General features: G+C 75.2%; 10 protein-coding genes. 5 read left to right on the top strand and 5 right to left on the bottom strand.

Annotated elements, in window-relative coordinates; all coding sequences use genetic code 11:
* Positions 1–64 precede the first annotated feature (64 nt).
* The 5 genes from ACPYOM_RS06925 to ACPYOM_RS06905 form a co-directional block, all read right to left on the bottom strand.
* Positions 65–1,822: a serine/threonine-protein kinase gene (locus tag ACPYOM_RS06925; protein ID WP_481345404.1), complete on the bottom strand. Its 1,758-nt coding sequence runs from the start codon at positions 1,820–1,822 to the stop codon at positions 65–67.
* A complete protein-coding gene (locus tag ACPYOM_RS06920; RefSeq protein ID WP_481345403.1) occupies positions 1,822–4,404 on the bottom strand; it encodes an FHA domain-containing protein in 2,583 nt (860 codons plus the stop codon). Before ACPYOM_RS06920 ends, ACPYOM_RS06925 begins: the two co-directional genes overlap by 1 nt.
* Positions 4,405–4,406: 2 nt before the next feature.
* Positions 4,407–5,219 (bottom strand): PP2C family protein-serine/threonine phosphatase, encoded by an 813-nt coding sequence (locus ACPYOM_RS06915; protein WP_481341794.1) that lies wholly within the window; start codon positions 5,217–5,219, stop codon positions 4,407–4,409.
* Positions 5,216–5,746, bottom strand: coding sequence for a hypothetical protein (locus ACPYOM_RS06910; protein ID WP_481345402.1), 531 nt, complete (start codon positions 5,744–5,746; stop codon positions 5,216–5,218). The genes ACPYOM_RS06915 and ACPYOM_RS06910 overlap by 4 nt, the downstream gene beginning before the upstream one ends.
* Positions 5,747–6,063: 317 nt before the next feature.
* A complete protein-coding gene (locus ACPYOM_RS06905; protein ID WP_481345401.1) occupies positions 6,064–7,551 on the bottom strand; it encodes a CCA tRNA nucleotidyltransferase in 1,488 nt (495 codons plus the stop codon).
* Positions 7,552–7,659: 108 nt separating this feature from the next.
* On the opposite strand from ACPYOM_RS06905, the gene ACPYOM_RS06900 reads away from it, so the two are divergent.
* The 5 genes from ACPYOM_RS06900 (at position 7,660) to ACPYOM_RS06880 (ending at position 14,262) form a co-directional block, all read left to right on the top strand.
* Positions 7,660–8,145, top strand: coding sequence for an NUDIX hydrolase (locus tag ACPYOM_RS06900; protein ID WP_076263003.1), 486 nt, complete (start codon positions 7,660–7,662; stop codon positions 8,143–8,145).
* Entirely contained in the window at positions 8,142–10,565 is a 2,424-nt protein-coding gene (locus tag ACPYOM_RS06895) for a DUF6049 family protein (protein WP_481345400.1), read from the top strand. The genes ACPYOM_RS06900 and ACPYOM_RS06895 overlap by 4 nt, the downstream gene beginning before the upstream one ends.
* Before the next feature lie 129 nt (positions 10,566–10,694).
* Positions 10,695–12,725: a protein kinase family protein gene (locus tag ACPYOM_RS06890; RefSeq protein WP_481345399.1), complete on the top strand. Its 2,031-nt coding sequence runs from the start codon at positions 10,695–10,697 to the stop codon at positions 12,723–12,725.
* 1 nt (position 12,726) lies between these two features.
* On the top strand, positions 12,727–13,299 hold the full coding sequence (sigM, locus tag ACPYOM_RS06885) for an RNA polymerase sigma factor SigM (protein ID WP_481345398.1): 573 nt from the start codon (positions 12,727–12,729) through the stop codon (positions 13,297–13,299).
* Positions 13,300–13,476: 177 nt separating this feature from the next.
* Positions 13,477–14,262 (top strand): hypothetical protein, encoded by a 786-nt coding sequence (locus tag ACPYOM_RS06880; RefSeq protein WP_481345397.1) that lies wholly within the window; start codon positions 13,477–13,479, stop codon positions 14,260–14,262.
* Positions 14,263–14,327: the final 65 nt, after the last annotated feature.

Here is a 14,327-nt window from a genome sequence, read left to right as displayed (position 1 = left end):
GGGAACGGCCCTCCGCCGGGTGCGTCGTGCCTCAGCGCGCCCTCACCGCGACCTCAGTGCGGCCTCACTGCGCGGTCTCGCACTGCGGGCCGCCGGGCGGCGAACCCTGGCCGGCACGGATGACGACGACGCCGGCACACACCTTGGTCCCCTTCGGGACGCTGAACGTGTACGTCGGCTTCGTCGCGGTGACGACCTTGGACCTGTCGGCGCTGACGGCGTCGTCGCGCGAGGCCGCGTACTGGATCCGGAAGGTGTCCTTGCCGTCCGGCTCGGGATACGTCCACCGGAAGGTGACCTTCCCGGGACCGGACTGCGCCGACAGGACCGGCCGGTCGAAGACCGGGTTGCCGACGGCGCTGTCGTCGCCGGGCATCGAGACCGTCTGGTTTGGCGTCGGCCCGACCTCCCCGGGTGGGGCGGACCCGCCGCGCACGACGAGGAACACGACCAGGCCCACGAGGACGACGACGCCGGCGGCCAGCACCCGGACGACGCCGACCCGGGCCGGCGGCGCGGACCACCCCGGCCGCGCGGGGGGCGGCTGCGGGTCGGCCGAGCTCGCGGCCCGGCGGACGGTGGCCTCGTCCGCCCCGTCGCCCAGAGGGGACGTCGCGGGTGAGGCGACGACGTCGGTGGCCGATGCAGCGCGGACCGGCGCGTACGGGCCGTGCGCTGGTGCCCCGCCGGGGACGGCTGCGGGAGAAGGACGCCCGTGGCCGGGATCGCGTCGACGTGTCTCGTCCTCGGCCGGCGCCCCCACGGGCCGCGGGCCGCCGGGGGCGACGGGCGTCGCGGGAGTCGCGGGAGCGGTGGGTCCGGCCGGCTGGGCGACCACCGTCTGCGGCGCCTTGATGCGCGTGCGGTCCTCGTCCTCGGCACCGCGACCCGTGGGGGACCCCTGGGTCTGGCTGACGAGGGTCGTGTGCCCCTGCTCGTCGAGGACGACGATGGGGGTGCGGGCCAGCCGCTGCTGCTGCTCGACGGCCTGCAGCGCCCGCGCCAGCTCGAGCGCCGACGCCGGCCGGTGCGACGGGTTCTTGGCCATCGCCTGCGCGAGGAGCCGCTCGAGCCCGGCCGGCACGTCCGGGCGGCCCGTAGGTGGCACGGGCGTGGTGCGGATGCGCGGCATGAGGGCGTACGCCGAGTTGTCGCCGCCGGGCACCTCGAACGGTGACCGGCCGACGAGGAGCTGCCAGAGCGTCGCGGCGAGCGAGTAGACGTCGGAGCGGACGTCGCCGTTGCTCTGGCCGTAGAGGACCTCGGGCGGCGCCCACGGCACGGAGACCCCGACGTCGTCGCTGGTCTCGGCCTCGGCGGCCTCGCCGTCGCGGGCACCACGGCCGGCGATGCCGAAGTCGGTCAGGCCGGGGGCGCCGTACGCGCTGACGAGGACGTTGGCCGGCTTGATGTCGCGGTGCGTGATGGCGGCCCGGTGGGCGGTCTCGACGGCACTGGCGATCTGGATGCCGGTGCGCAGGACCTCCTCGACGGAGAACCGCTCGGCCCGCGCCCGCATCGCCAGGTTGGGCGGCGGGTAGTACTTCATGACGAGGTACGGACGGCCGTCGTCGGAGGTGCCCGAACGGAACACCTGGACGATGTAGGGGTGGTCGCCGAGGGCCGCCATCGTGTCGGCCTCCTCGACGAACTGGCGGCGCAGCGCGTCGGTGAGGCCCTCGGACTTGAGCACCTTGACCGCGACGGGCATGCGCGGGCTCTGCTGCTCGTAGAGGAAGACGTCCGCGTAGCCGCCGGAGCCGAGGGGCTGGACGAAGACGAGCCCCGGGATCTTCGGGGGCGCTCCCTTGCGCGCTGCCATCAGAGCGCGGCCTCGAAGGTGAAGGAGACCTCGTCGGCCATCGACACGACCGAGCCGGGCTCGAGGACCTGCTGGTCGTTGGCGCGCAAGCGGACCGGCGCCTCACCGGGCAGCGCGAGCGTCGTGCCGTTCGTCGTGCCGAGGTCACGGACGAGGACGTGCCAGCCCTCGAGGACGACCTCGACGTGGTTGCGCGAGACGTCGCGCTCGGGGCTCGGCACCTTGACGACGTGCGGCCGGTCGGTGGCGGCGACGCCCTCGCCGAGCTTGGGCGAACGGCCGAGCAGGACGCTGCGGTCGAGGGTCACGACGTCTCCGGTGGACAGGCGCAGGACGCCGAGCGGCGGCCGCGGCATCGTGAACGGCTCCTGCGGCGGGATGGACGTCCCACAGACGCGGCACGCGTCGCCGTGCGGCGGCGTCGGGTGGCCCGACGCGCAGAGCACGGCCAGGACGCTGGGGCCGGTCGGGTTGGCCAGCTGGGCTGCGTGCCGGGCCTCGAGGAGCGCGCTGCGGTCGACGGTCTGCTCGGCCTCGTCCGCGTCGTCGAGCTCCTCGGTGGCGGCGGCGAGGCGCGGGGTGTGGTGCTGCTCGTACTTCGGGGTGTCGTGCGGCACGGCGTGGCCCGGGTCGGCGGTCGGGATCGGCTGGGTCGGCGGGACGGCCGGCGCCGGGTGCTCGTGCGTCACGGGTGCCACTGGTGCAGCGGCTGCGGGCGGTGTCGGGGCGGTCGGCGTAGTCGGGGCCGGGGCGGGCGCGGCCGGGGGCGGCCCGGTCGAGATGAGCGGGCTTGCCTGTGGCGCACGGACGCCCGGCGGCGGGGTGTGCACCTTGGGCAGCAGGCTGGGCGCGGGCGGCGGCGTGTGGCGGCCCGAGAACGTCGGGGTGTCGACCGGCGCCTCCGTCGGTGCCGACGGCGCGCTCGCGGCCGGCGAGGAGGTCGCCCACGGCACCGCAGAGATGAGCCCACCAGAGGTCCCGGGCACCGGCTGGGCCGGGGCGGCCGGCGACCCCGGGACCGGGTTGGTCACCGGGGCGGGGGCTGCGTCGGCCACCGCGGGCGCGGCGGCCGTGGGGTCGGGCGTCCCTGTCCTGCCGAGCTGCTCGCCCGAACGGCCACCGTCGTGGTCGTCATGCGGGTCATGGTGGTCGTCATGGTGCTCGTCGCCCTGGTCGACCTTCGTCAGCTCGGCGAGGACCCGCCGGTGCTCGTCGACGGCCGTGGTGTGGCCGAAGAGGTAGTCGTAGCTCGGTGCCTCAGGCAGCGCGTCGTCGTCGACCTCCAGCGCGGCGGAAGCGGCCGGCACGGCCGGCGCCGGAGGCGTGGGACGAGGCGTCGCGTTGGCGGCCTCGGGCTTGGGCGCCGTGGGCGACTCAGGTGCCTCGGGTCGGGAGGCCCACGTCGACTCGAGGTCGCGGTGCGCGCCGGCGTCGGGGAGATCATCGGCAACCGGTGCGGCCTGCGGCGACACCGCCGGGGTGGCCACGGCGGCCGGAGAGACCGGCACGTCGAACACCGGCGCTGGCGTCGACGGGAGCGGGGGTGGCACGGCTGAAGGCGTCGACCGTGCCGGCGCCGCCGCAGCCGGATCCGCGTCGGGCAGGTCGGACGGCACCGCCGGAGGGGATCCCGCGGCGGCGGTCGTGTCGCCGCCCGGCGCGCTCCGGCCCCGCACCGGCACCGCGGGACGAACCGAGTCCCAGGACCGCAGCGCCGCTGCTTCCCGCTGCGAATCACCCTGTGCAACAAGTGAGCCCGGCCGCTCGTCCTGCACCTGCCCGATGGCCGATCCCGACGCATCCTGTGCGACAAGTGAACTCGGTGCCTGCGGCGCGTGTGGTGCCCGGGTGGCGGCCACCTCGGGCTCGGCTGCCGACTCGTCGCGCCGGGCCCAGCTGCGGTCCCACGAGGAGGTCGTGCGGCCCGGCGCGGTGTCCGCGGTCGGCGCCCCGAAGGTCGGCACGGCAGGAGGAGGGGCGGCGTGGGCACCCGCGCCGGTCGCGCCGGTCGCGCCGGTCGAACCGGGCGAGCCGTTCGAGGTGGCCGTCACCGGCACGTCGAGGTCGCCCGCCGTCGACGCGTCTGACCGGGCCGGACCGTCGGACACGGTGGCTGCGGTGGCTGCGGTGGCAGTGGTGGCACCAGCCGGCACGACCACCGGGCCGGCCGAGGTCAGGGTCTGGGGCGGCACGGGCTGCTCACGCTCGGACTCGTCGAGCACCCGGAGCACCACGCGGTCGGGCGCCTCGGCGAGGTCGAGGTCGGCCCAGACCCGGGTGCTCGTCGCGCGGACGTCGTGCTCCGAGCCGTCGGCGAGCGTGACGACGGCGGCCACCGGCCCGAAGGCCACGATGCGCGTCGTGTCACCGGTGTGCACTCCGACGAAGTGCTTGGCCCGGCGCATGCCGCCCGCGGTCAGCACCTCGAGGACGTCGTCGAGGTCCCCGCCGTCGGCGGCGTCGCTCGCACGGAGCGTCTGCTCGTCCTCCTCGGGGAGGCCGACGAGCAGGTGCATGCCGGGGCCCCCGATGTGCGTCCACCCGTCGGGGGCCCAGTCCACGACGACGGTCGGGCCACTCACGTCTACGACCTGCTCTCCCCTGATGAGCCGTTCACGTTCTCGCGCGGGGTGGTGTCCTCGTCGACGTCGGCGTCCGACTCCTGCCCCTGCAACGCGACGACGATAGCAGTCACGTTGTCGCGCCCACCGGCTCGGACAGCGGCGTCCACGAGGGCCTCGGCGGCCGCGTCGACGTCAGGGTTCTCGAGGAGGATGGCCTCGATCTGCTCGAGGGACAGCTCGTTCGACAGGCCGTCGGAGCAGATGACGAACACCTCGCCCGGGTAGGGCGGGAAGACCCACGTGTCGACGGCCCCCATGGGGTCGCGCCCGAGCGAACGGGTGACGATGTTGCGGGCCGGGTGGCGGTGCGCCTCCTCAGGCGTCAGGATGCCGCGCTGCACGAGCTCCCAGACCTCCGAGTGGTCGACGGTCACCTGGCGCAGCGAACCGTCGAGGAGGCGGTAGACGCGGGAGTCGCCGATGTTGAAGACGGCCCAGTGCCGCTGGCCGCCGACCGACACGACGGCGAGGCCCGCCACGGTGGTGCCCATGCCGGTCTGCTCCGGGTGTCGCGCCGCGGACTCGAGGATGCGGCGGTTGGCCTCGGCGACCTGGGCGACGACGTCGCGGACCTGCAGGCCCGGCCGCGACGCGAGCTCGACCACGGTCTCGGCCGCGATGCGGCTCGCGACCTCGCCGGCCGCGTGGCCGCCCATGCCGTCGGCCACGACGAAGACGGTGCCCTCGGCGCGCGCGCTGTCCTCGTTGTGCTTGCGGACGCGTCCGACGTCGGAGCGGACGCCGACGGTCACGGTCGGCCGCACCGCCGTCACTCCCCGACCGTCCGCTCGCCTGGTGCGGCGGGCGGGTCGGCGCGCGACCAGGGCGTGACGCGAACCGTCGTGATGACGTCACGGACCAGCTCGTAGTCGCTCTCGGCGTCCGGCCCTCCGACGGCGCCGGTGAGCTGGACGAGGAACGCGGGCTGGGCCGCGTCGGCCTCGTGAGGGACGACGTGGAAGAGGTTGGCCTGCAGCACGCTGTCGACGTCGGCGTCGGGCCATGTCGCGTCGCACCCGACGAAGGCGGCACCTCCGAGGTCGGCCGCGTAGGGCTCGGACACCGCGCCCCCGCGCGAGCGCGCCATCGTGGCAACCTGCTCGAGCGACGCCTCGACCCGGAACCCGGGCCCGCACTGTTCGATGCTGACGACGACGTTGGGCGCGAAGGCGCCCTGACGTGGCAGGCGCGCGGCCATCGTCGTGCCCGGTGCGTGCACCGGTTCCCACTCCTCGGGAACCTCGAGGGCCACGGCCGGCAGGCCCGGGAAGTCGGCGCTCGGGTACGCGAGGGTGCTCATGCACGGTTCCTTTCGGTCGTTCCCGCAGGGGACGGGGACGGCGCGGTCAGTCAATCATTCACCGGAACCGGTGTCAGGTCGCTCGTCGTCGACGCCGAAGGCGGTCGCCACGAGGAACCGACGTCGGGGGCCGGACCGGACGGCCCGCGCGACCGGATCCGGACGGCCCAGCCTAGGCCGGACCAGTCGACCCGGCGATGGGGAGAACTCCCCGACAGGTACCCGTTCGGGAGCGATGACGGAGCTTCGCCCTCGTGGCGCGGCCACCCATGCTCGGACGACCCCTCGACCGCGGTGAACCTCCGTCGACGCTCCCGTCAGCCCTCGCGGGCAGCCCACCAGGCGAGGAGCTTCTCGCGGGCGGCGTCCTTGCCGATCGGGCCGTCGTCGAGGCGGACCGACAGGAGGTAGTCGTAGGCCTCGCCGAGAACCGGGCCCGGTCGGATGGCGAGCGCCTCGGCGATCTCGTTGCCGTTGAGCTCGGGTCGCACCCGGGACAGCTCCTCCTCGGCGGCGAGCCGCTCGATGCGCGCCTCGAGGTCGTCGTAGGCGCGCGAGAGCCGCTGCGCCTTGCGGACGTTGCGCGTCGTGCAGTCCGAGCGGGTCAGCCGGTGGAGCCGCTGGAGCAGCGGGCCCGCGTCGGTGACGTACCGGCGCACGGCCGAGTCGGTCCACTGTCCGTCGCCGTAGCCGTGGAAGCGCAGGTGCAGCTCGACGAGGCGCGAGACCTGCTTGGTCGTGTCCTTGTCGAAGCGCATCGCCTTCATGCGCCTGGCCGTCATCTTGGCGCCGACGACCTCGTGGTGGTGGAAGGAGACGCCGCCGCCCCTCTCGAACCGACGCGTCGGCGGCTTGCCGATGTCGTGGAACAGCGCGGCGAGGCGCAGCACGAGGTCCGGACCGGGAACCGACTCCGGCGGGCCGTCGGCCGGCCCCTCGAGGGCGATGGCCTGCTCGAGGACCGTCAACGTGTGCTCGTAGACGTCCTTGTGGCGGTGGTGCTCGTCGACCTCGAGGCGCAGCGCCGGCAGCTCCGGCAGGAACACGGCCGCGAGCCCCGTGTCGACGAGCAGCGCCAGCCCGAGCCGCGGGTCGGGCGCGAGGACGAGCTTGCTGAACTCGTCGCGGACGCGCTCGGCCGAGATGATCTCCAGCGTCTGGGCCCGCTCGGTCATCGCCGCCCGGACCTCCGGCGCGACCTCGAAGCCGAGCTGCGCGGCGAACCGTGCCGCACGCATCATCCGCAGGGGGTCGTCGGCGAAGGACTCCTCGGGCGCCGCCGGCGTCATGAGGCGACGCGCGACGAGGTCGGACAGGCCACCGTGGACGTCGACGAAGGCGAGGTCCGGCAACCGGACGGCCATGGCGTTGACGGTGAAGTCGCGGCGCACGAGGTCACCGTCGAGGGAGTCGCCGAACATCACCTCCGGCTTGCGGCTCGTGCGGTCGTAGGTGTCGGCGCGGTAGGTCGTGATCTCGATGACGTGCGCGCCCTTGCGCACCCCGATGGTGCCGAAGTCCCGACCGATGTCCCAGTGGGCGTCGGCCCACCCGCGGACGACGCCGAGGATGTCGTCGGGCCGCGCGTCGGTCGTCAGGTCGAGGTCGGGAGAGACGCGTCCGAGGAAGGCGTCCCGGACCGGACCACCGACGAGCGCCAGCTCGTGACCCGCTGCCGCGAACCGCTCGCCGAGCCCGGTGAGCATCGGCAGGACCGGGGCGAGGCGTGCGACGGCGCCCCGGAGCAGGGCCGTCCCGGCGTCGGCGACGGGCGGCGAGGGGGCGGGGTCACGTCGATCGGGCACCGGACCAGCCTAGGTGAGCGCGGTCCGTGCCCCGGAGCCGTCCGGGCGCCTCGCCGCGTCGGTCCCGACGACGAGGAACGCCGGGCCGGACCCCGTTATGGTGACGATGTGAGCGCGCAGCCGATCCCGAGCCAGGTCCCTGGCCGGCGGCTGCCCGCGGTCGAGGAGCGTTCTGCCGGAGGCATCGTCGTCGACGTCCGGGACGGCCAGGCGATCATCGCCATCATCGCGCGCCGCAACCGCGCCGGACGCGTGGAGTGGTGCCTGCCGAAGGGCCACGTCGAGCCCGGCGAGACCCTCGTCGAGACCGCGATGCGCGAGGTGGCCGAGGAGACCGGCATCATCGGGCGCGTGCTCGTCGAGCTCGGCACCATCGACTACTGGTTCGCGACGTCGACCAAGCGCGTCCACAAGTTCGTGCACCACTACCTCCTCGAGGCCCTCGGTGGCGAGCTGTCCATCGAGAACGACCCGGACCACGAGGCCATCGACGTCGCGTGGATGCGGCTCGACGAGGTCCACCGCAGGCTGACGTTCCCCAACGAGCGCCGCATCGCCCAGGCGGCGTGGAACCGGCTGGCGGGGACCGCGTGACCCGCCGCGGGTCGCGGCGTCCGGGCACGAGCGGACGCCGCGCGGCCCGTCTCGTGCGGTCGCTCGCGGCGGCGGTCGGCGTCGTCGCGACGCTCGGCACCACGGTGGGCGTCCCGGTCGGGGAACTGAGCGCCGGCGGTCTCGCCCGCGCGGCGGCCGCGCCTCGTGCCGTGACGCCGACCGCCGCGACCGCCGCGACCGCCGGCGTCTCGCCGGCCGTCACGCCGTCGCGCGACCGTGCCGTCGTCGTGCTCGACTCGATGAGCCCGAGCGTCGCTCGTGCAGGGACCGACGTCACCGTGACCGGCTCGGTCACGGCCCCGCTGACCGGCCCGCTCACCGGTCCGACGGTGCGGGTCGTGCGCGGCGACGTCACCGTCAACCAGCGCACCGCGCTCGACGACTGGGCCAGCGGCCGCACGCCCGCACAGGGCCGGACCGTCGCGACGAGCACGTTGCCCGACGTCGCGTCCGGACGCACCCGCACCTTCAGCGTCACCGTGCCTGCCGACAGGCTCTACGACCGCGCGGCCTTCGCCGCCCTCCCGATCGCCGTCGAGGTGGTCCAGCGCGGCGCGAGCGAGCCGACCGGCGCCACGCGCACCTTCCTCGCCTGGAACAACCGCAAGGAGTACGTGCCGCTGCGGCTCGCGACGGTGCTGCCGCTCACCCTGGACCCCGACACCGACCTGTTCACCCGCGACGACGCCACGCGCCTCGCGGCGTGGGAACGCGCGATCGGGGCGGGCTCGCGCGTCGACCGCATCGTCGCGGGCACGACCGGCTCCGACGTGACCCTCGCCGTCGACCCCTCCGTCTTCGGCCCGGACGCGTCGCCGACCGGGGCGAGCGGCCCCGCCGGCACCCCGTCCGGCACCCCGACCGGCACCCCGACCGGCACCCCGACGCTCACGCCGACCGGCACCCCGACGCTCACGCCGACCGGCACCCCGTCGGCGGGCGCGCCGTCATCGTCGACCACCGGCCCGACAGCCGCCCCCACGGGCCAGCCGACCGGCTCATCTACCGACTCACCGGCCGACACGGCCGCCACCCGCGACATCGCGCGGCTCGGCGACGCCCTGGCCGCCGACCTGCGGGGGCGCAGCCTCTGGGCGCTGCCCTACGCCGATGCCGACGTCGCCGCCGCCGTCGGCATCGACCCGGACAACTCCGTCGTGCGCGACCTCGTCAGCCGCAGCGCGGACGTCGCGGCCCGCGTCGGCCAGCCGGTCCGGGGTGACGTCGTCTGGCCGGTCGACGGCCTCCTGCCCGCCGGGCGAGAGGCGGGCATCCGGACCCTGCTGGCCGGCACGGCGGTGAAGAAGGCCGCCGGCATCGTCGTCGACCGCAGTGCCGTCACCGGCGGCTCCCCGTACACGCCGAGCGCCCGACGCCTGGCCACCGGCGGCACTCGGCTGCTGGCCTACGACCCCCGGCTGTCGGCCCTGCTGCCGCGCCGCACCGACCCCAGCGCGGTCCTGTCGACGCAGCGCTTCCTCGCCGAGTCGCTCGTGCTCCTCGGCGAGCGCCCGGGCATGGCCCGGTCGGTCCTCGTCACCGCCCCCCGGTCCTACGACCCCGACCCCGACGCCCTGTCCGCGTTCCTGTCGGCCGTGTCGGACGCCCCGTGGCTCGAGGGCGTCGACGCGGGGTCGCTGCTCACCGACGCCGCCGACGACCGGGCGACCGTGCAGGAGAAGCCGGCGCTCGCCGTCGCCTCGGCCGCGCCGCGACCGGTGCTCAACGCCCGGCGTCTGGGCTACCTGGCCGACCAGCGCGACACGCTCCTGTCGGTAGCCGAGGTGCTCGCCGACGGTGCCGAGTTCGAGCGGGTGTACCGCGAGGTCCTCGACGAGCTCGCGAGCGCCCGCTGGCGGTACCAGCCGCGTGGCTGGGTGGTCCTGTCGGCGTCCGTGACCGCCGACGTCAGGGCGGCCACGCGCGCCATCAAGGTCGTCCAGCCCCGCGGCACCGTCAACCTCCTCGCCGAGAACGGCGTCCTGCGGATCACCATCGAGAACGGGCTCGACTACGAGGTGGCCGGGCTGCGGCTGCGCCTCGCGCCGACGAACCCACGCCTGCAGGTCGTCAGCGACCCCGGTCCGGTGACCATCGGTCCGTCGTCGCGCACCAACGTGTCCGTCGAGGTCGCCGCCGTCGCGGCCGGCAAGGCGGAGATCCGGGCCTGGCTCACGACCGCGAACGGCACCGTCATCGGCTCCCCGGCCCAGATCGCGGTGAGCGCCAACCCCATCGACGGCGCGATCTACTGGGTCGGTGGCATCCTCGTGGGCCTGGTCCTGCTCGCCGGCATCGTGCGCACCGTCCTCAAGGGCACGTCCCGCGTCGACGAGATCCCCGACATCGAGGCCGTCACGGCGGCGCACGAGGCGCTCGAAGACGGGCATCACGACTGACTCCGCCTAGGATGTGGGCAGGGTACGCACCGACGTGGTCGCCGAGCCGGCCGCCGACGTGAGGACGAGCCGGCACCAGAACGCGACGACACGAGACCGACCGGACGACGACGAGGGAGGGTGGCGCACGTGCAGGGAGTGGGACCCGGGACGGTCCTCGGCGGCCGCTATGCCGTGACGCTGCGTACCTCCGAGGGCACGCACCACGAACGGTGGCGCGCCAGCGACCACACGCTCGAGCGGGAGGTCGTCGTCGTCGTCTTTCCCGGCGCCTCACCCGTCGCCGCCCCCGCGCTCGACGCCGCTCGCCGCGCCGCCGGCATCGAGGACCCGCGTCTCGTCCGCGTCCTCGACGTCGGCACCGACCAGGGCGTCGGCTTCATCGTCGAGGAGCCGTTGACCGGCGCGCTCCCCCTGTCCCACCTGCTCCAGATGGGCGGTCTGTCCGCCGACGAGGTGCGCCGCCTCACGGGCGAGGCCGCCACGGCCCTCGACAGGGCGAGCCACCGGGGGCTGCACCACCTGGCCCTGTCCCCGAGCTCGGTCCTGCGGATGCCCGACGGCGACGTCAAGGTCCGCGGCCTGGCCACCGAGGCCGCGCTCACCGGCGCGGACCGCCTGTCCGACGAGCGTGCGTCGCGTGCCGACGCGGTCGGGCTCGTCAAGATCGCCTACGCGGGGCTGACCGGACGCTGGCCGATGGTCGACGTCGACGGCGGGCTCATCCCGGCCGGCGGTCCCGTCGGTCTCGAGGCCGCGCCGACCGTCGTCGGTGGTGTCGCCGCCCCGTCCGAGATCGCCGTCGGCGTGCCCAACGACCTCGACCTCATCTGTCGCATGACCCTCGGCGGGGGCCACCGTGGGCCCGTCTCGCCCGGCGACCTCGCCCTCCAGATCGCGCCGTGGCCCGCCACGGCGCCGGCCTCCGACGGTGCCTCCGGCATCCGGCTGTCCTCGACGCGTGGGGACTTCGAGCCCACCAGGGTGCTGCCGGCCGTCAACGACCTCGGCGCGGGGGCCCTCTCGGTCGGTGCGGGCGCCGGGGCGGTCTTCGGCGCGGCGGCCTCCGCCGTCGGTGAACGCACGGAGGAGCTGCCGCACGCCCTGGCCGCGTCGGACCCGTCTCGCGCCCACACCCACGTCCTCGACCGTGCCGACGCCGGCCGCACGAGCGGCGAAGGAGCCGGGGGCGACCAGAGCGACGAAGGCGGCCAGGCGTCGAGCGCCGCCGCGTCCGCGGCGCGTGAGGAGTCCACGAGCGCCCGCGCGCAGGCCGGCCTCGCCGCCGCGGGTGCGGCCGCCGCCGGTGTGGCCGGCTCGATCGGTGACAAGGTCGGCTCGTTCGCCCGCGCGGCCGCCGACAAGGCCGCGGCCCGAGCCGCCGAGCGGCGCAACGGCCACGACGACTTCGACGGCGAGGACATCCACCTGTCCGACGCCCTCGAGGAGGCTCCGACCGGGCGGCTCGAGCCCCCGGTGCCGGTGTTCGGACGCGACGCGCCGGAGCGACCGAGCGGGGCCCAGTCGCGCATCGCCCTCGCCGTCGTCGGCGTCCTCGTGCTCCTCGGCCTCGTCATCGGCATCCAGAACGTGGCGAAGATCGGCCAGCACGACGGCCCGACCGGAGCCGGCAGGACCGTCACCGTGACGAAGACGCGTCCGCCCTCGCAGAGCCAGGCCGGCTCGAGCACCCCGGCCGCACCGAGCTCGACCGTCGCGCCGCCCGCGGCACCCGTCTCGATCACGAGCGGCAAGGGCTACGACGAGGAGGACGGCAACGAGGCCGACCAGAACGCCGACAAGGCGTTCGACGGCGACCCTGGCACGGGCTGGCGGTCGCGGTGGTACGGCAGCGACGACTACAACGGCAAGAAGGACGGCCTCGGCCTCATCCTGACGTTGAGCCGCCCGACCGCGGTCAAGGAGGTCACCCTCGTGCTCCCGGCCGAGCAGGACGTCACCGTCTACGCGACGAACGGCGACTCCCGCTCGGGCGCGCAGGAGGTCGGCTCGAAGTCCGACGCCCAGGGAACCGTGACGATCACGGCCTCCGGCACCCTCCAGGAGGCGACGAAGATCATCGTCTTCATCACCAAGGCGGCGCCCGCCGAGGCGCCCAAGCACTACCGCGCGCAGATCGACGAAGTGACGGTGCGCTGACGTGGTCGGGGGCCCTGGCGCCCCGATCGCCGAGCGGAGCGACCGGGACCTGCTCCGGCTGCACGTCGAGGGCGACGACGACGCCTTCGCGGAGCTGTTCCGCCGGCACCGCGACCGGATGTGGGCCGTCGCGCTGCGCACGGTGCGCGACCCCGACCTCGCGGCCGACTGCGTGCAGGACGGATTCATCGCCGCGTTCCGCCGGGCCGCCTCCTACCGCGGCGAGGCAGCGGTCACCACGTGGCTGCACCGCATCGTCGTCAACGCGTGCCTCGACCGGCTCCGGCGGCGCAGGCCGACGACCGAGCTGCCCGAGTACGAGCTCGCCGACCGCCACGACGACCACGCCTCCACCGTGGTCCGCCTCGACGTCCGGGAGGCCCTCGAGCGCCTGCCCGAGGGCCAGCGCGCCGCATTGGTCCTCGTCGACATGCACGCGGTTCCCGTGGCCGAGGCCGCCGAGATCCTCGGCGTCGCCGAGGGCACCATCAAGTCGCGGTGCGCACGGGGGCGCGCCGCCCTGGCCCAGCACCTCGGGCTGACGCCCGGACAGCGTCCCACCGCCGACGCGTGACCGGGAGGGCACGACCCCGCATCTGGTCGGATCCGCAGGGAACCGGGCCGCGACGTCGGCACGTCGAAGCTCCGGCGTGCGGCCACCCGTGCCGCGTCCCTGCGGACCCGTGACCGCGTCACCCCCGGCGTCACCCTCCGCTCCGACCCCTGCACGCACCTGACGAAGGACCATCCCGTGGACGAGTCCAGGCAGTCCCCTGAGCCGCCCCTCGACCCCGAGCACACCGACCCCGACGAGCTGGCCGAGCACGTCCGGGCGCTGCTCGCAGCGCCCGACCCGGACCCCGGGCCGATGCCCCGCGTCGTCGCCGACCGCATCGCGACGGCCCTCGCCGAGGAGGCCCGCCTACGGGTGGACCGCGGGCCGCTCGCCGACCCGCGGGCCCCGGCCGGCCCGCACGACGACCACGCCACCGTCCTCGACCTGCGGCCGCCGTCGCGTCGGCCCCGGCCGCTCTACCTGGCCGCCGCCGTCGCTGCCGCAGCCCTCGTCGTCACGGCCGGAGCATCGGCCCTGCACCTGACGAAGCGCCCGAACAGCACGGCGGTCATCGGCGGCGGGTTCGCCTCGTCGACGACGACCGCGTCGCGCGACCCCGGGGACCCCCGACCCGGCGGCGTGCACATCCAGCTCGGCGGTACCGACTACACGGCCGCGACGCTCGCCGCCCGGGCCCGTGACCTCGTCGACCACCCGGGGCAGCCGCTGCGTCCCGGTGCCGCGGAGGCACCGGCCATCGGACCCATCGGCACCGAGGTCGGCCTCGCGTCGTGCCTCGAGGGACTCGGCGCCACCACGCCGCCCCCGAGCGCCGTGTCGGCCGACCTCGCCACCTACGAGGGACGACCGGCGGCAGTGGTCGTCGTGACGCGCGACGGCGTGAGCCGCGTCTGGGTCGTCGAGCGCTCCTGCTCGGCAGGGGCCCCCGGCGTGCTGCACCCCGAGACACCCCTGCCCTGAGCCGTCCCGGCGCGGGCTGGGAGGCGCGGGAACAACGACCGCCTAGGATCGGTTGAGGCCCATGT

Source organism: Monashia sp. HAY1-2A, from assembly GCF_056755315.1.
This window is presented reverse-complemented; position numbering and strand designations above follow the sequence as displayed.

Bases quoted from the DNA above. Each gene is read 5' to 3' on its own strand.
- ACPYOM_RS06925 (WP_481345404.1), bottom strand. From the start codon at position 1,822: ATGGCAGCGCGCAAGGGAGCGCCCCCGAAGATCCCGGGGCTCGTCTTC.
- ACPYOM_RS06910 (WP_481345402.1), bottom strand. From the start codon at position 5,746: ATGAGCACCCTCGCGTACCCGAGCGCCGACTTCCCGGGCCTGCCGGCC.